Genomic DNA, 16,248 nt, shown 5'->3' with positions numbered 1-16,248 from the left:
CGGTACTTGGGATCCCAACACTTGTCTCAGAGGTGTTGAAGCCGACGTATCGGCTCCGGCCCGACATGCGCGTCAGCTCTGCATATCGCACACCACATTGAATTTGCTCTATAGCGTTGTGACAGAAGCCCTTTAGTGGATTATTGGCTATATGCTCCATCGGTTCCTCTCAGCCCGTGTCATGCGGCCGCTGGCAGCAGGTCATTGACGACAACGCGCACAGTCTTATCGCGACAGATCCGACAGCGTGGTTCCCTGCGCTCGAAGTCGGCCGTCACGGGTTCACCCGCCCTACTTATCGGGCTCATCAGAAAGCGGTGGTAGCCCAGCAGCTTCGCGCAAAATGTTCAGCGCACGCAGAGGATCGTCAGGTAGGACGTGATACTGCAGTCCTTCGGAGTGATCAGGATTCACAGCCCTCACGATAATGCTCTCGACCGACGAGGCCCACACCCAAATGCCCTGTGGCACAGGTATAGCGCAGAAGTGTCGACACCCCTCGACACGCAGGAGACCACCCCGGCACAATTTCGCTGTAGGCAGTCTGCAGGCCAATTCACGGGCACGAAGTCGTGAGCCGGGGGCGTCGGCCCAGTGGCACATGTGTAGCCGAAATGGGTCAAAGCATCGATTTGACCCTGGCAGCGAAAAACGGGCGAGTTCTCGCCCGATAACTTTCTGCATGGCATAAGTAAGCGACCAGCATTTACGCAGGTGAGCATGGCCAGGAGCAGGTAGACACTCCGAAGATGCCGGGCGAACCCAAACGGGTGCAGCCGAGCCGCGATACGGATCTGACTAGGAAAAACAAGCCTAAGTGACGCGCGGCGCTTCGCTTGTATTCAGATGGGCGCGTTGTGAATTCGCTGTAACTCGCTCCCGCACTCATGCGCAGCCGTTGGGTTCGCAGGTCGGTTGGGCCCGCCCCGCGAGACTAAGAAATCCTTGAAACCGCGATTAACTTCAGATAAGAAGATGCGATGACGCCGATCACAGTGCGGGCGTTCCGGGAGAGCAAAGGACTGCAGCGGTGAACGGATATAGAGTGCTCGCGCAGGTTACCGCGGTCGGCATGATGGTTGGCGTAGCGAGTGCGCTGTTCAGCCAGTCCGCGCACGCCGACGCGGACGACCCGCTGGCCGGGAGCGACACCGCGATCATCCTCGGCGGAACCACCGAACCGACGCCGGACACCGCCTTCGCGCAGGCCGCCGAGGATCTGTATCTGAACGCGCTGGGTTTCGACGGTGGCGCGATGGACTCGACGGTCTGCGACATGGTCGGGACCGACCCGTGCGCCGCGCCACTGCAAGTGCTGACGACGCCCGAACTGATCCAACAGGGCCCGAGTAGTCTCACAGCCGCGGACGACGTCGTTCTCGCGGTGGAGAACGAATTCAAGGCGGATCCAGGCGCTTTCAACGCCGACCACCCGCTGACGATCTTCGGATACTCACAGAGCGCCACCGCCGAATCGATCGCCATGACCCGACTCGAAGCAGATGGCATCCCTACCGACGACCTGCACTTCGTCTTCATCGGCGACCCCTCCCTCCCGGACGGCGTATGGCCCAATCTGGTACCAGACCTGGACGCGATATTCGGCTCGAGTACGACGAACACCCTTCTCACGGCTATCGGCTTGGACGGCGTCCTCGGCAACTTGACGCCGGATGATCTGTACCCCACGACCATCTACACACTGGCCGGCGACGGGGTCGCCGAGTTCCAGCAGGACTTCGAATCCGGCGGTCTGCTGGGGACGATCGAGGGCCTATTCGTCCAGCACGTGGAGTACCTGGGGTTGACACCGACGCAAGTCGCTGACGCGACCACGTCGACCGACGGCGACCTCACATATGTCGACATCTCCGACAACATCAACAACTTCGACGCGTGGATTGGCGCAATTGAGCACGGGGTCGCCAGCAGCGGACTATTCGAGAGCGTATTCGACTCTCTGCAACTGTATTTCACCAACATGTTCTGACCTGAGTCGTGAGCGCACTCAGCAGCGGTGCATCATGTGTGCCGCGGATCGGACAAAGTAGCGCTACAGCTTTTGCGCCACGAACGTCGCGGCCTGGATGGTCGCATCGGGGACATAGCCCAGATGCGCGATGATGCTTCCGCCCTCGGCGCAGATGTTGTCGTTGGGTAGGCAGATGTCGATGGTCCTCGGGCTGTAGCTCGGGTCGATCGGCGGAATCTGGCCGTCCGACAACTGCTTTGCGTAGCTGCTCTGCGGATTTCCGAACAGGGCAACGGCGGCAACGTGATTGGCGACCTGCGAGGACAGCTGGTGGCTGGTCATGTCCATGACGCCCGCGCCCTGCGAATATCCCCCCAACACGATTTTGGTCTTCGGGCAGTTCGCCGCGATCCCTTGCACGTGGGCGACCGCATCGGCGGCGCCAACGTGGGCGCTGTTGACGTAGTCGGGGGTCGACGGGTAGTTGACCGGGTAGAGAGTCACCGTCTTTCCGGGAAGCTGGCCGGTGAGCGAGTCGAAGAAGGCCTGGCCTGGGCCGCCGGGGCCAACGGGCTCGCCGGTGCCGCGAGCGAACAGTACCTCGGCGTCGGGACACTGATCGGCGACGGCGACCCGAATTCCCACGGGTGCACTCGACAAGACCCAGCTCATCGCCAGCGCGATAGCAAAGATGCGAGCAATGCAGTGTCTACTCATCTGTGCAATGCTGCCATCTCGCCGGAGCGCGAGTAATAGCATCACGCCATGATCGGATCGCGGCGCGGCGATGCGAGTCAACCACGAGTTGCGTCATAGCACCGTGGCCGAGGTAGCTCTTCTCGAAGCCGACAACGGTCTGCCGCGCGGCGTGCGCGGGGCTGCCGACCCGCGTTTCGCCAGTGTGATCCGGATTTTTGCCGGACTGTTTCCCGGTCGCCGGTTCGGTGGCGGGACCCTGTGCGTTTACATCGACGGCAAGCCAGTCGTCGACGTGTGGACGGGGTGGTCAGACCGGGCCGGTGAGGCGCCTTGGACGGCCGACACCGGCGCGATGGTGTTCTCCGCGACGAAGGGCGTCGCGTCCACGGTGATTCACCGATTGGCCGACCGGGGCCTGCTGGACTACGACTCGCCCGTCGCCGACTACTGGCCGGAGTTCGGGGCAAACGGCAAAGCGGACATCACCGTCCGCGACGTCTTACGGCATCGGTCCGGGCTGTCGCATCTGAAGGGCGTCAGCAAGACGGAATTGATGGATCACCACCTGATGGAGGAGCGGCTGGCCGCGGCACCGGTCGACCACCTGCGGGGCGCCCCGGCGTATCACGCGCTGACCTACGGGTGGCTGCTTTCGGGTCTGGCCCGAGCGGTGACGGGTGCGGGTATGCGCGAGCTGGTTCGCAGTGAGCTGGCGCAACCGCTCAACACCGACGGCCTGCATCTGGGACGACCGCCAGCCGGCGCGCCGACCAAGGTCGCGGAGATTCTGGCGCCGCAGAGCAACCGGCCCAACCCGGTGTTCAATTTCGTCGCACCAAAGGTGGCCGGTCTGCCGTTCTCGGGCGCCTTGGGCGCGATGTATTTCCCCGGCATCAAATCGCTTGTGCAGGGCGATATCCCGTTTCTCGACGGCGAGGTTCCCGCTGCCAACGGTGTTGTCACCGGCCGCGGACTGGCGAAGATGTACGCCGCACTGGCCAACGGAGGCCGCATCGACGGGACACAGTTCCTGTCGTCGGAGTTGGTCGACGGCCTGGTCGGCAAGCCGCGGGTGCGACCTGATCTGAACATGATGGTGCCGCTGCCGTTTCACCTCGGTTATCACGAGTCGCCGATTCCCGGCATGCTGAAGGGGTTCGGCCATGTCGGCCTGGGCGGAACCCTCGGATGGGCCGATCCGGAGACCGCCAGCGCGTTCGGTTATGTGCACAATCGGCTGCTGACACCGATGGTGTTCGACATGGCGTCCTTCGCGGGGCTGGCTCGTCCGCTGCGCAGTGCCATCACCGCCGCCCGTCATGCCGGTGCCCTCGAGGTGCCGCAGTTCGGTGCACCGTACGGCCAACACCGACAGCGCAAACGGGCGGTGTCGGGCAGGCGTTAGCTGATTGTCCGGCTCCTCAGCGGCCCGTCCCGGGCCGCATCGTCGCCGAACTACGGCTGGTCCAGCAGCCGCAGTGGGTGCAGGCCGTCGACGGCACCGACGAACGGCGGGTGGATGCTGTAGCCGAGCATGCGGCGAATGTCCTCGGAAACCGTTCGAGCGATCTCGCGCGAGATCGACAGCGTGAAGGCCTCCATCGGCCGCAGCCACGGTTGGCAGTATTGGGCGGTGACGGCAAGCCGGTCGTGGGTCGTCGTGTTGGCCCCGCCGCCGTGCCAAAGCGTGCCGACGAATAACACGCACGAGCCCGCGGGCATCACAACGGGTAGCGATTGATCCTCCGGGCCCGGCCGACGCTTGCCCCAGCGGTGGCTGCCAGGTACGAGCACCGTGGCGCCGTTGTCGGCGGTGAAGTCGTCGATCGCCCAGATCGTCGCGGCGGCCAACGGCGCCCGCGGACGCGGAACCGGGTAGAAGCCGTCGTCATGGTGAGCCAGTTGCGCCGCTTCCCCGGGCTGAATGTTGATGGCCTGCAACGCCGAAAGCAAATAGTTGGGCATCAGCAACCGGTCCAGCACTGCCAGCACCCGCGGATGATCGACAAGGCGGTCACACACCCGCGTCCTGCTCAACACGCTGTAGATGCGTTGAGTGCGCCGCCCCTCGAACGAGTTGCGGCCTGTATGCCCCAGCCACGGGCTCGCAACGTCGCGAATCTGCCGGCAGTCCTCGGCGCTGAGCAGGTTCTCCCAAATGACGAAGCCGTCGCGGTCGAGGGCCGCCATGTCGGCGTCGACGATCTCGGGGTCGACCGCGGCCCCGCTGGTGGGTGTGCGCTTGTAGCGGAGCGCCAGATCGCCCCTGAGGTCTTCCAGAGTTGTGACGGACTCGTCGTCAGCGCTCATCTGAACCGTCCATCTGCACTCGTCTTTAACGATTACTACACCCTAACTCCGCGAACAACCCACGATCAGGAGTCGAGCGCCCTATCCTGGGAGATCGGGGTACGTGGGGGTCGAGCGGCGGAGGGTCGGATGACGGCCACAACGGTATGCCGCATGTGCGGGACCGAACGCCGCCAGAACGCGCGGTTCTGTCAGGCATGTGGCTCGTCGATCGCCGTCGCCACTCATGCCTCGGACTCCCAGGCGACGGGGTTGTTCGCCGATGTCTACGTGGCGCGGGAGAGGGCCCGGCAGGGCGACCGCGATGGCGCCATACCGGTGATGCGCGCCGGCGTCCACCACCTACTCAGCGAACAACGATCGCGGGAGTGCGGCATTCCAGCGACGGGCGTGCTGGTGGAGACGCTGCTCGAACGCGGCACCGAGAGCGACGTCGTGGAAGCCGAGGCCGCGATCGAGCGGTTAGCGGCGGCACCGACCGATGACGATACCGCTCTGCGCGACATCTGGCTGTTGCGGTTGCGCGCGCTGTTGGCGCGGGCACGCGGTGAAGGCGTGAAATACCTGGACTTCCTGAATCGCTACCGCAACATGGCGACATCGCTTGGCTTCGAAGGGCATATCGCCTGGGCAGAGGCGATGCCATGACGCCGGCCGGGCGTACGAACATGATCAAACCGGGCCCGAAAACGCCTGGTCATCGGTAATCTCGCGGGCATGCTGTCCGCGGCCCTGCGTGACATGCAATGGCGAAGCCGGCGCCTCGTCATCGCGATCGTCAGCACCGGATTGGTCTTTGCGATGACGCTCGTCCTGACCGGCCTTGCGAACGGCTTTCGGGTCGAGGCGCAGCGGACCGTCGACTCTCTGGGGGTCGACAGGTTCGTGGTCAAAGCCGGTGCGGCCGGACCCTTTCTGGGTTCGACGCCATTCGCCCAAATTGACCTGGCCCGAGTGGCCGCTGAGCCGGGCGTCGTTGCGGCGGCCCCACTGGCGACCGCCGCGGTGGCGATCGTCGAGGGCTCGACGACGCGAAACACCACGGCCTTCGGCGCGCCAGAGCACGGACCCGGCGTGCCGGTTGTCTCTCAGGGAGAAGCACCGTCGACTCCCGGCGAGGTCGCGGTGTCGAGCACCCTGGGACGCCACCTCGGTGATGGCTTGCAGGTTGGTGCGCACACACTGCGGATCGTTGGCATTGTCCGCAACTCCACCGCACTGGCGAAGACCCCCAACATCTTCCTGACGACCGAGGGGTTGCAGCAGCTGGCCTACAACGGGCAGCCGATGGTCACATCGATCGGGATCGTCGGCACACCGCAGCACATTCCCGACGGTTACCAAATCCTTGATCGCGCTGCCGGGGTTAATGACCTTTTGCGCCCGATGAAGGTCGCGGGCAGTGCGATCACGATGGTGGCGATTTTGCTGTGGATCATCGCGGTGCTGATCGTTGGGTCGGTGGTCTACCTTTCGGCGCTGGAGCGCATGCGCGACTTCGCGGTGTTCAAGGCGATCGGCGTGCCGACTCGGTCGGTTCTGGCGGGCCTTGCGCTACAGGCGGTCATCGTCGCGCTGCTCGCCGCGATAGTGGGCGTCATCTTTGCGCAGCTATTGGCCCCGCTGTTCCCGATGATCGTGGTGGTGCCGCTACATGCCTACCTGGTGTTGCCGGCGATCGCGGCTACGGTCGGTCTGCTGGCCAGTCTCGCCGGGCTGAGGCGCGCGGCGGCAGTCGATCCCGCGCTCGCCTTCGGAGGTCCTTGAGCGGTGGGCGATCTCAGCATTGCGGACCTCGTCGTCGAGTATTCCAGCGGCGGCTACGCGGTCCGGCCGATCAACGGATTGAACCTCGATGTGCCGGCCGGCTCGCTGGTGATTCTGCTCGGGCCCAGCGGCTGTGGGAAGACGACGTTGTTGTCCTGCATCGGCGGCATTCTGCGGCCCAAGTCGGGGTCCATCACATTCAACGGCGTCGACATCACGGCGCTCCGTGGTGGCGCGCTGGCCAAGTATCGACGCGACGAGGTTGGCATAGTGTTCCAGGCGTTCAACCTGGTGCCGAGCCTTACTGCCTTTGAGAACGTGATGCTTCCGCTGCGCGCAGCGGGTACGTCGCGCTCGTCGGCACGTCAGCGTGCCAAGGAACTGCTGACCCAGGTCGGTCTGGCAGACCGTCTGAAACATCGGCCGGGTGACCTCAGCGGCGGGCAGCAGCAGCGTGTCGCCGTCGCTCGCGCGATTGCACTGGACCCCGCGTTGATCCTCGCCGACGAACCGACTGCCCATCTCGACTTCATCCAGGTGGAGGAGGTGCTGCGGCTGATCCGCTCGCTGGCCCAAGGTGAGCGTGTGGTGGTGGTTGCTACCCACGACAGCCGGATGCTGCCGTTGGCGGATCGCGTCGTCGAGATGATCCCCGCGCTCTCGTCGACGAACCGGCCACCGGAAACGGTCCACCTGAATGCCGGTGAGGTGCTCTTCGAGCAGTGCACGATGGGCGAGCTGATCTACGTCGTCTCCGACGGGGAGTTCGACATTGTCCGCGAATTAGCCGACGGCGGTGAGGAATTGGTGAAGGTAGCCCGCCCCGGCGACTACTTCGGCGAAATCGGTGTGTTGTTCAACCTGCCGCGCTCGGCGACGGTGCGGGCCCGGACCGACGCGACGGCGGTGGGCTACACGGCGCAAACGTTCCGTGAGCGGCTCGGTGTGAAGGGTCTGGGCGACCTGATCGAACGTCGCGAGCTTGCCATCGACTGATCACGCGCTGCCATGACCGCGGCGGCCGGATATAAAGAAAAGCGTGGCTCTCACGTTCCAGGACGTCATCAAGTCCAAGTACCTGCTGTTGACCACCTTCACCAAGGACGGCCGCCCCAAGCCGACGCCGATCTGGGGTGTGCCCGACGGTGACAACCTGCTGGTCATCACCGACGACGGGTCGTGGAAGACCAAGCGGATCAACAACACGCCCCGAGTGACGATCGCCAAGAGCGGAGCGCTGGGTAAGCGCAAGAGCGAAGAGGTCGAGGGCATCGCCCGAGTGCTGCCGAAGTCGGAGACGCGGCGGGTGTACAACGCCGTGCTGAAGCGTTACTGGTACCACGCCCCGTGGTTCTACGCGCACTCGATCGTCCGGGGTGGCATCGACAAAGTGCACGTCGGATTGGAAATCAAGCCCGCCGGCTAGCGACGATCCAGGTCTCTAGGGAGGCTAAGCACAGCCTTTACGAAAGCGTTATAGTAGCCGCATGCGTCCTTCCCGCCTGAGCACCGCCGTCCGCGTCGGCGTTGCCGTGCTCGCCCTCGGTGCCACCGCCAGTGCCTTCCCGCGGGTCGCCGCGGCCGATCCCGGGCCTGGGTTCCAACCGTGCGACGGCTGCTCGTCCAACGACTCCACCGAGGACTTCCCGATCCCCCGAAGAATGATCTCGACGACCTGCACCGCGGAGCAACTCATGGCTGCCGCACGGGATTTCGAACCGGTGTACTACCAGCGGTACATGACGGATTACGACAACCATCCGAACGTTCAGCAGGACACCCAAAACAAGGTGCACTGGTTCTATTCGTTGTCGCCGGCGGATCGCAGGGCCTATTCGGCAAACTTTTATGCACCACAGATCAATCCGCTGAACTTGGCCTGGCCCAACCACATGAAGCTCTTCTTCAACAACAAGGGCGTTGTCGCCAAGGAGACCGAGAACTGCCAGAACTACCCGCCCAACGACATGTCGGTGTGGAACTGGTAGGTCGTTCCCTCGGGGCGATCAGCCGTGATTTGACCGCCGCGGCTCGGCCATCAGGCCCACACAGGTGGCCGTGATCAACCGCGTCAGCGCGGATGTGAAGTCGATGTTCCAGTCCGGCGGCAAGTCCGTCGCCTTTGCCTCCGCGTAGGCCTCGGCGAGCTTTTTCGGCGGGTTAGCGACCTGCCACAACGGCGCAGCCAGGGAGTAAGCGGCGAGGATAACGTCGTATGAGCCCGCGCGTCCGAGTCCCGGCAGCGCATCCTCGATCGCATCGGCGAGCGACGTCACCGCATCTGTGCTGATCTGCTTGACTTCGAGGACCCGCTCGATTTCCACCTCGTGCTCGAGGTGAAGATGCAGGTTGGCCAGGAGGTCGCAGAACAGCGGGTCGGCGGCCAGACCGCCGGCTAGTGCCTCGGCGACCCGCGACGCGGACATCGGACCGGGCTCGCGCAACTTCTCACACACCGTGTTCGACCACCGCACCCAGCCTTCGGCGGCCAGGTGCAGCAGCACCTCTTTGTGGGAGGTGAAGTAGCGGCGCACCGCGGAATAGTGCACGCCGGCCCGGCTGGCGACATCGGTCAAGGTCACCGACGCGACACCGGACTCCAGCGCCAGCGAGCGTGCGGCTTCTACCAGCGCTGCTGCGCGTTGGCGCTTCTTGTCCTCAGTACGGGCTCGCTGGAACGTAAGCTGCGGCACCGCGCGAGAATAACGCAGGTTGGCCGATTGCGGGTGGGCGTGGAAGCCGGTAGCGTCCGTTTACGCACGTCCCATGCGTTAAATTCGTACACTTCTGCAATGCAGCGGATAGCCGTCGGAGGGAGTCAACAATCCGGGCCAATGGCATGGTGTACTCGTCAAGGTTTGGTGGTGCCTCCTCGCCGCCACTGCGACGTCTCGCCGCGTTCGATGTGCCGACGGTTAGCGTGGCTCGCCGATCGGTCGGTGAATATCTTCGAGCAGGTGGGATATCGCTGAACAGGAAGACGGCAAACGGTGAAGGGGATTTCGATTTTCAGGGTTCTGCAGCGGTCGTGGATTCCGCTCGTGATTGTGATGGTCGTTGGCCTCGGGGGATTCACGGTGTGGCGGATTCACGGCATATTCGGCTCTGAAAAGCGGCCAGCGTACTCGGACAGCGCGACTAGCGACACTAAGCCGTTCAACCCCAAGCACTTGACCTACGAGGTTTTCGGTCCCCCTGGCACGGTCGCGGACATCAGTTACTTCGATGTCGATGGCGATCCGAAACGGGTTGACGGAGCGCAGTTGCCCTGGACGCTGAACCTCACCACGACTTCGGCGGCGGTGATGGGAAACATTGTGGCACAGGGCAATAGCAACACAATCGGATGCCGCATCGTGGTGGACGATGTGGTCAAAGCCGAAAAAACGACGCATGAAACCAACGCCTTCACCTATTGCGTGCTGAAGGGCGCATGATTAGCGAGCGAAGGAGCGCCGAGCACACCAGACCGCCATTCGTGCCGCGGACGATCCGTCGGCTGGCGGTCCCCATCATCCTGGCCTGGTTGGCGATCGTTTTTCTGGTCAGTACCGTCGTTCCACCGCTGGAGCAGGTCGCGAAGCAACATTCGGTGTCGATGAGCCCCAAAGATGCGCCGTCGGTGCAAGCGATGACGGCGATGGGCCAGAAGTTCAAGGAATCTGATTCCGACAGCTTCGCGATGATCGTCTTGGAGAGCCAGCAGAAACTCGGCGACGATGCGCACCGGTACTACAACAGCTTGATTCGTCAGCTGAAGGATGATCCGAAGCACGTGCAACACGTCCAGGATTTTTGGGGCGATCCGCTCACGGCACCGGGCGCGCAAAGCCCCGATGGTAAATGCGTATACGTTCAGCTCAACCTCGCCGGTAACCAAGGCACGACCTTGGGAGACGAATCGGTCGATGCTGTCCGGCAGATCGTGAACCGCACACCCGCGCCACAAGGTGTGACCACGTACGTGACCGGCCCGGCGGCGCTCGTGAAGGACATGAACCATAGTGGCAACAAAACCCTCTTCAAGATGACCGTTGTAACCCTTTTGGTGATCGTCACCATGTTGCTGCTGGTCTACCGGTCCGTCATCACGGTGGTCGTCCTGCTCCTGATGGTCTTCATCGAGTTGACTGCGGCGCGAGGAATTGTCGCGTTTCTCGGGTATCACGAACTCATCCGGCTTTCCACGTTTGCCGTTAATCTCCTGGTATCCCTCGGGATTGCGGCTGGAACAGATTACGGCATATTCTTTTTCGGCCGCTATCAAGAGGCCCGCCAGGTTGGCGAGGATCGTGAGACCGCTTTCTACACGACTTACCGCGGCGTCGCGCATGTTGTCTTGGCCTCCGGATTGACGATCGCCGGCGCGATATTTTGTCTGAGCTTCTGCCGGATGCCGTATTTCCAAACCTTGGGCTTACCTTGTGCGGTCGGCATGCTCGTGGCGGTGGCGGTGGCGCTCACGCTGGTTCCGGCCGTGATCGTCGTCGGTGGGCGCTTCGGTTTGTTCGACCCCCGACGAAAGATGCAGGTGCGTGCCTGGCGCCGGATAGGCACCGCCATCGTGCGGTGGCCGCTGCCCATTCTCGCCGGGGCAACCGCGATCGCGCTTGTCGGCCTGTTGACGCTGCCGGGATATCAAGCCAGCTACAACGATCGGCTATACATACCCCACGATATCGCCGCCAACAAGGGATATGACGCCGCCGAGCGACATTTTTCGCAGGCTCGCATGATGCCCGAAGTCATGATGGTCGAGGCGGACCACGATTTGCGTGATCCGGCAGACTTCTTGGTCCTCGACAAACTGGCCAAGGGCGTCTTGCGTGTTCCGGGTGTCGCCAGGGTGCAGGCCATCACCCGTCCCGAGGGCACGGCGATGGAGCATACGTCGATTCCGTTTCAGCTCAGCATGCAGAATGCCGGGCAGGTACAGACGATGAAATTTCAAAAAGCCCGTATGGACGACATGCTCAAGCAGGCCGACGAGCTCGAGGACACCATGAATCGAATGAGGCACATGTACGCCCTCATGGTGCAGCTCACCAACACCACACACAAGATGGTCGGCGAGACGAAGGAAATGCAGGCTGTCACAGAAGAATTGCGTGATGACATCGCAAACTTCGAGGACACCTGGCGGCCCATCCGCAGCTACTTCTACTGGGAAAAGCACTGCTACGACATCCCGGTATGCTATTCGCTGCGATCCGTGTTCGAGGCTGTTGACGGTGTCGACGAGATCGACGACAAGTTCCAAGTTCTCACCAAAGACTTCGATCAACTCGATTCGCTGATGCCGCAGATGATCGCCGAGTTCCCACCGATGATCGCCAGCATGGAGTCCATGCGGACCATGATGCTGACGATGCACAGCACCATGTCCGGGATCTTCGGGCAGATGGACGAGCTGAGCGACAACGCGACGGCCATGGGCAAAGCCTTCGACCGCGCCAAAAATGACGACTCGTTCTACTTGCCGCCGGAAGTCTTCAAGAACAAGGACTTCAAACGCGCCCTGGACAACTTCTTCTCGCCGGACGGCAAGGCCGTACGCTTGATCATCTCGCACCGCGGAGACCCCGCCACGCCGGAAGGCATTGCGCGGGTTGACTCGATCAAACAGGCGGCCGAAGAGTCGCTGAAGGCGACTCCTCTGGAGGACTCCAAGATCTACCTGGCCGGTACCGCTGCCACCTTCAAAGACTGGATGGACGGTTCGAAATACGATCTGTGGATCGCCGGGATCGGTTCGCTGTGCCTCATTTTCATCATCATGCTGATCATTACCCGAAGCCTCATTGCCGCCCTGGTTATCGTTGGCACAGTTGCGGTTTCGTTGGGTGCGTCCTTCGGGCTCTCCGTGCTGGTTTGGCAGTACTTCCTTGGGATCAAACTGCACTGGATGGTGTTGGCGATGTCGGTCATCGTCCTTTTGGCGGTGGGATCTGACTACAACCTGCTGCTGGTCTCCCGATTCAAAGAAGAGATCCACGCCGGCCTGAAAACCGGCATCATCAGTGCGATGGGCGGCACCGGCAAGGTGGTGACGTCCGCCGGCCTGGTGTTCGCGTTCACGATGGGCTCCATGGTGGTCAGCGACCTGCGGATAATCGGCCAAATGGGGACCACTGTCGGTCTGGGTCTCCTATTCGACACCCTGATCGTGCGGTCGTTCATGACGCCGTCCATCGCCGCGCTGCTGGGACGGTGGTTCTGGTGGCCGATCAAGGTCCGGCCGCGGCCCGCCAGCACGATGCTCCGGCCCACCGGCCCCCGCCCAGCAGTTCGGGAGCTACTGGGCGAAAGCGACGGCGAGGTGGCCAGGAGGGCGCTGGGCAACGGCGAGGCCAAGACAGCCCCGTTGCCAAGGGCGCAGCCTCAGTAAGTTATTGATTACCGCTGTTGGACCAGTCCGCCTGGCGGGTGCTCGTCGACGTCCAGCAGCTCACGAACCGCGGGACGGGTTCCGTACGGCTGCAGCATGGTGCTGGCCGGCCGCGGCCGCACGTGTTGCGGCCACCAGAACCAACGTCCGAGCAGGGTCGCCACCGATGGTGTCATGAACGAACGCACGATCAGGGTGTCGAACAACAGACCCAGGGCGATCGTGGTGCCCACTTGGGCCATAACCCGCAACGGGCCGAACACGAACGAGGCCATGGTGGCGGCGAACACCAGACCGGCAGCGGTCACCACCGAACCAGAGCCGGCCATCGCGCGGATGGTGCCTGTCTTCAGCCCGGCGTGGATTTCTTCTTTGAACCGGGATATCAGCAACAAGTTGTAGTCCGACCCGACCGCCAACAGCAGGATGATCGCCATCGCCAGCACCATCCAGTGCAGTCTGATGCCGAGCAGGTACTGCCACACGAGCACCGAGAGGCCGAAGGAGGCGCCCAGCGAAAGCAACACGGTACCGACGATGACCAGGGCCGCGACCACGCTGCGGGTGATGATCAACATGATGATGAAAATCAAAGTGGCCGCGGCTATTCCGGCGATTATCAGGTCGATGTTGGAGGCGTCACGCATGTCCTTGTACAGCGCCGCGGTGCCGCCGAGATAGACCTTTGCGCCCTCCCAGGGCGTTCCCTTTATCGCCTCGTGCACCGCCTGCTTGATCGGGTCGATGTGAGCGATGCCTTGAGGGCTCGCCGGATCGCCTTCGTGCGAGATGATCAAACGAACGGCGTGGCCGTCGGGTGACATGAACTGTTTCAGGCCGCGCTTGAAATCCGGGCTTTGGAAAGCCTCTGGCGGCAGATAGAACGTGTCGTCGTTCTTCGCTTTGTCGAAGGCCTCTCCCATGGCCGTGGCGTTGTCGGACAACGCTTCCTGTTGGTCGTTGAGACCTTTCGTCGTCGCGTAGTTCGACATTATTGTTTGGAGATTTGCTTCCTGGCTGGCTATCTGCGGGGGGATCAGCGCCACCAGCTGCGGCTGAATCTGGTCTAACTTTTCGAGGTTCGCGTAGAGCTGCTCGAGGTTCCCACTCGCCTCGTCGACACCGTCCAGTGCATTGAAGATGGACCGCAGCGTCCAGCAGGCCGGGATGTCGAAACAGTGCTTCTCCCAGTAGAAGTAGCTACGAATCGGCCTGAAGAAATCATCGAAGTTGGCGATGTCGTCGCGCAACGACGCGAGGATTTGCACGGTCTCTCTCGTGATGATCACAGTTTGGTGCGTCGTGTTGCTCAGGTCCTGGGTGACTTCCATCTGCCGGTGCAGGGTTGCCATCGTTTTCCGGAGCTCGTCCGCTTGCTTCAACAGGTTTTTCGCCTGTTCCTCCTGATAATGCTGGGTCTGAATCCGGCCGGCGCTTTGCGCGCTCAGCAGAAAAGCCAGGGTGCTGTGGTCGAGCGGAGTGCCCAGGGGCCGGGTGATGGTCTGCACGCGGCCGATACCGGGGATGTGGAAGACAGCTTTGGCCACCTTGTCCAACACCAGGAAATCGGCCGGATTGCGCATGTCGTGATCCGTCTCGATCATCAACAGCTCGGGATTCAGCCGGGCCTGGTTGAAATGCCGGTCGGCGACCGCATATCCGACGTTGGCCGGGGTGTCGGCCGGCAGATAGTGGCGATTGTCGTAGTCGGTTGTATATCCGGGCAGGGCGAGCAGACCGATAAGGGCGATCGCGATGGTCACCGCGAGAATCGGTGCGGGCCAACGGACGATCGCGGTACCGATCCGTCGCCAATTCCGCGTTTGCAATATCCGCTTCGGATCGAGGAGCTTGAAGAAGCTGGCCACCGCGAGCACCGCCGGGCCCAGGGTCAACGCCGCGAACACCGCGACCAGCAAGCCGACCGCGCAAGGCACACCCATAGTCTGGAACCACGGCAACCGGGTGAAGCTGAGGCAATACATCGCACCGGCGACGGTCAGCCCCGAACCCAGCACGACATGCGCGGTGCCGTGAAACATGGTGTAGAAGGCCTGTTCTCGGTCCTCGCCGATGCCACGGGCCTCGTGATAGCGGCCCATCACGAATATCGCGTAGTCCGTTCCGGCGGCGATCGCCAACAACACCAGCAAGTTGTTGGCGAAGGTGGACAGCCCGATGATCCCGTAATTTCCCAGGAACGCGACGACACCGCGGGCCGCGGCCACTTCGACCATCACGATGAACAGCACGATGAAAACAGTGCTCACCGAGCGATAGACGAAAAGCAGCATCACAATGATCACCAGAAAGGTGATGAGGGTGACCGTCTTGACGCCTTTCTCGCCCGCATGAGACTGATCGGCGATCAGCGGGCCGGCGCCGGTGACATAGGCCTTGATCCCCGGCGGCGCGGGCACTGAGTTGACGATCTTGCGGACCGCTTCGACGGACTCGGTGGACAAGCTCTCACCCATGTTGCCGGCGAGGTAAGCCTGGACATAGGCCGCTTTTCCATCCGGGCTTTGCGAGCCCGCAGCAGTCAGCGGGTCATTCCAGAAATCCTGGATGTGCTGAACGTGCTTGGTGTCCTGCTCGAGTCGCTTGACGATCTCGCCGTAATACTGGTGCGCGGCAGTCCCGAGCTTCTGCTGGCCCTCCAGGACGATCATCGCCGAGGTGTCGGAGTTGAATTCGGGCTTGAACTTTCCGTCCTTATCGATTTCGCCGAAGGTCGATCCGACCTTCTTCATCGCGATCATCCCCGGTGCGTCTTTCGGGCTCTGTGACACCGCGTGATTTTTTGAGACGACCTCCAACTGTGGCACCGCGACATTGACCAACACGGTGAGGCCCAGCCATAGCAGCACGATCGGCACCGCAAGCCGATGGATCATCCGGGGCAGGAAGGGCGGGATCAACGGCTGCGATACAGGCCGTGCAACCTCGGTGGTCTCACTCATGCGGACTTGTTCAGGCAGAAGGTGAAGGCATTCACTGTTTCGTTGGCGGGGGATTGATTTGTGGCCTTGAGGACCGGCCCGCGCCCGTCGTTATCGTCCAGGGTGATCTTGCAGGCGATCCAATCGCCGCTTCCCTGCGCCACGAGATT

General features: G+C 62.5%; 14 protein-coding genes and 1 pseudogene. 10 read left to right on the top strand and 5 right to left on the bottom strand.

All coding sequences use genetic code 11. The features are described from left to right. Nucleotides 1-743 precede the first annotated feature (743 nt). Both VKI00_RS33735 and VKI00_RS07200 read left to right on the top strand, forming a co-directional pair. A pseudogene (locus tag VKI00_RS33735) lies at nt 744-821 on the top strand (hypothetical protein); the annotation flags it as partial. A gap of 209 nt (nt 822-1,030) precedes the next feature. Beyond that, the gene (locus VKI00_RS07200; RefSeq protein WP_324436302.1) at nt 1,031-1,990 is read left to right on the top strand and encodes a PE-PPE domain-containing protein; all 960 of its coding nucleotides are present in this window, start codon (nt 1,031-1,033) and stop codon (nt 1,988-1,990) included. A 63-nt stretch (nt 1,991-2,053) separates the two neighbouring features. Here the strand turns inward: VKI00_RS07200 and VKI00_RS07195 are convergent, their stop codons facing one another. After that, nucleotides 2,054-2,689, bottom strand: coding sequence for a cutinase family protein (locus tag VKI00_RS07195; RefSeq protein WP_324436301.1), 636 nt, complete (start codon nt 2,687-2,689; stop codon nt 2,054-2,056). Between the two features lie 103 nt (nt 2,690-2,792). Here VKI00_RS07195 and VKI00_RS07190 point away from each other — a divergent pair, with 103 nt between their 5' ends. Beyond that, nucleotides 2,793-4,076, top strand: a complete 1,284-nt coding sequence (locus VKI00_RS07190; RefSeq protein WP_324436300.1) for a serine hydrolase domain-containing protein — start codon at nt 2,793-2,795, stop codon at nt 4,074-4,076. Nucleotides 4,077-4,126: 50 nt separating this feature from the next. Here the strand turns inward: VKI00_RS07190 and VKI00_RS07185 are convergent, their stop codons facing one another. After that, entirely contained in the window at nt 4,127-4,981 is an 855-nt protein-coding gene (locus VKI00_RS07185) for a phytanoyl-CoA dioxygenase family protein (RefSeq protein ID WP_324436299.1), read from the bottom strand. Between the two features lie 129 nt (nt 4,982-5,110). Between VKI00_RS07185 and VKI00_RS07180 the strand changes: the two genes are divergently transcribed. The 5 genes from VKI00_RS07180 (at nt 5,111) to VKI00_RS07160 (ending at nt 8,736) form a co-directional block, all read left to right on the top strand. Then, on the top strand, nt 5,111-5,629 hold the full coding sequence (locus VKI00_RS07180; RefSeq protein ID WP_324436298.1) for a zinc ribbon domain-containing protein: 519 nt from the start codon (nt 5,111-5,113) through the stop codon (nt 5,627-5,629). Between the two features lie 69 nt (nt 5,630-5,698). Continuing rightward, nucleotides 5,699-6,748 (top strand): ABC transporter permease, encoded by a 1,050-nt coding sequence (locus VKI00_RS07175; RefSeq protein WP_324436297.1) that lies wholly within the window; start codon nt 5,699-5,701, stop codon nt 6,746-6,748. Between the two features lie 3 nt (nt 6,749-6,751). After that, a complete protein-coding gene (locus tag VKI00_RS07170; protein WP_324436296.1) occupies nt 6,752-7,744 on the top strand; it encodes an ATP-binding cassette domain-containing protein in 993 nt (330 codons plus the stop codon). A gap of 43 nt (nt 7,745-7,787) precedes the next feature. Beyond that, nucleotides 7,788-8,174, top strand: coding sequence for a PPOX class F420-dependent oxidoreductase (locus tag VKI00_RS07165; protein WP_324436295.1), 387 nt, complete (start codon nt 7,788-7,790; stop codon nt 8,172-8,174). Between the two features lie 61 nt (nt 8,175-8,235). Further along, the gene (locus tag VKI00_RS07160) at nt 8,236-8,736 is read left to right on the top strand and encodes a DUF5078 domain-containing protein (protein WP_324436294.1); all 501 of its coding nucleotides are present in this window, start codon (nt 8,236-8,238) and stop codon (nt 8,734-8,736) included. A gap of 18 nt (nt 8,737-8,754) precedes the next feature. On the opposite strand, the gene VKI00_RS07155 is transcribed toward VKI00_RS07160, so the two are convergent. Next, entirely contained in the window at nt 8,755-9,459 is a 705-nt protein-coding gene (locus tag VKI00_RS07155) for a TetR family transcriptional regulator (protein ID WP_324436305.1), read from the bottom strand. 306 nt (nt 9,460-9,765) lie between these two features. Between VKI00_RS07155 and VKI00_RS07150 the strand changes: the two genes are divergently transcribed. Together VKI00_RS07150 and VKI00_RS07145 are read left to right on the top strand one after the other, a co-directional pair. Continuing rightward, nucleotides 9,766-10,185, top strand: coding sequence for an MmpS family protein (locus VKI00_RS07150; protein WP_414687136.1), 420 nt, complete (start codon nt 9,766-9,768; stop codon nt 10,183-10,185). Next, nucleotides 10,182-13,136, top strand: a complete 2,955-nt coding sequence (locus tag VKI00_RS07145; protein ID WP_324436293.1) for an RND family transporter — start codon at nt 10,182-10,184, stop codon at nt 13,134-13,136. The genes VKI00_RS07150 and VKI00_RS07145 overlap by 4 nt, the downstream gene beginning before the upstream one ends. A gap of 8 nt (nt 13,137-13,144) precedes the next feature. On the opposite strand, the gene VKI00_RS07140 is transcribed toward VKI00_RS07145, so the two are convergent. Together VKI00_RS07140 and VKI00_RS07135 are read right to left on the bottom strand one after the other, a co-directional pair. Further along, nucleotides 13,145-16,099, bottom strand: coding sequence for an MMPL family transporter (locus VKI00_RS07140; protein ID WP_324436292.1), 2,955 nt, complete (start codon nt 16,097-16,099; stop codon nt 13,145-13,147). Further along, a complete protein-coding gene (locus tag VKI00_RS07135) occupies nt 16,096-16,242 on the bottom strand; it encodes a hypothetical protein (RefSeq protein WP_324436303.1) in 147 nt (48 codons plus the stop codon). The genes VKI00_RS07140 and VKI00_RS07135 overlap by 4 nt, the downstream gene beginning before the upstream one ends. Between the last annotated feature and the right edge of the window lie 6 nt (nt 16,243-16,248).

It is taken from the genome of Mycobacterium sp. (genome assembly GCF_035314665.1).
GTDB lineage: Bacteria > Actinomycetota > Actinomycetes > Mycobacteriales > Mycobacteriaceae > Mycobacterium.
Note: the sequence above shows the minus strand (reverse complement) of the source record. Positions and strands in the feature narration are given on the sequence as shown.

Bases quoted from the DNA above. Each gene is read 5' to 3' on its own strand.
- VKI00_RS07185 (WP_324436299.1), bottom strand. From the start codon at position 4,981: ATGAGCGCTGACGACGAGTCCGTCACAACTCTGGAAGACCTCAGGGGC.
- VKI00_RS07140 (WP_324436292.1), bottom strand. From the start codon at position 16,099: ATGAGTGAGACCACCGAGGTTGCACGGCCTGTATCGCAGCCGTTGATC.
- VKI00_RS07160 (WP_324436294.1), top strand. From the start codon at position 8,236: ATGCGTCCTTCCCGCCTGAGCACCGCCGTCCGCGTCGGCGTTGCCGTG.
- VKI00_RS07180 (WP_324436298.1), top strand. From the start codon at position 5,111: ATGACGGCCACAACGGTATGCCGCATGTGCGGGACCGAACGCCGCCAG.
- VKI00_RS07145 (WP_324436293.1), top strand. From the start codon at position 10,182: ATGATTAGCGAGCGAAGGAGCGCCGAGCACACCAGACCGCCATTCGTG.
- VKI00_RS07195 (WP_324436301.1), bottom strand. From the start codon at position 2,689: ATGAGTAGACACTGCATTGCTCGCATCTTTGCTATCGCGCTGGCGATG.
- VKI00_RS07175 (WP_324436297.1), top strand. From the start codon at position 5,699: ATGCTGTCCGCGGCCCTGCGTGACATGCAATGGCGAAGCCGGCGCCTC.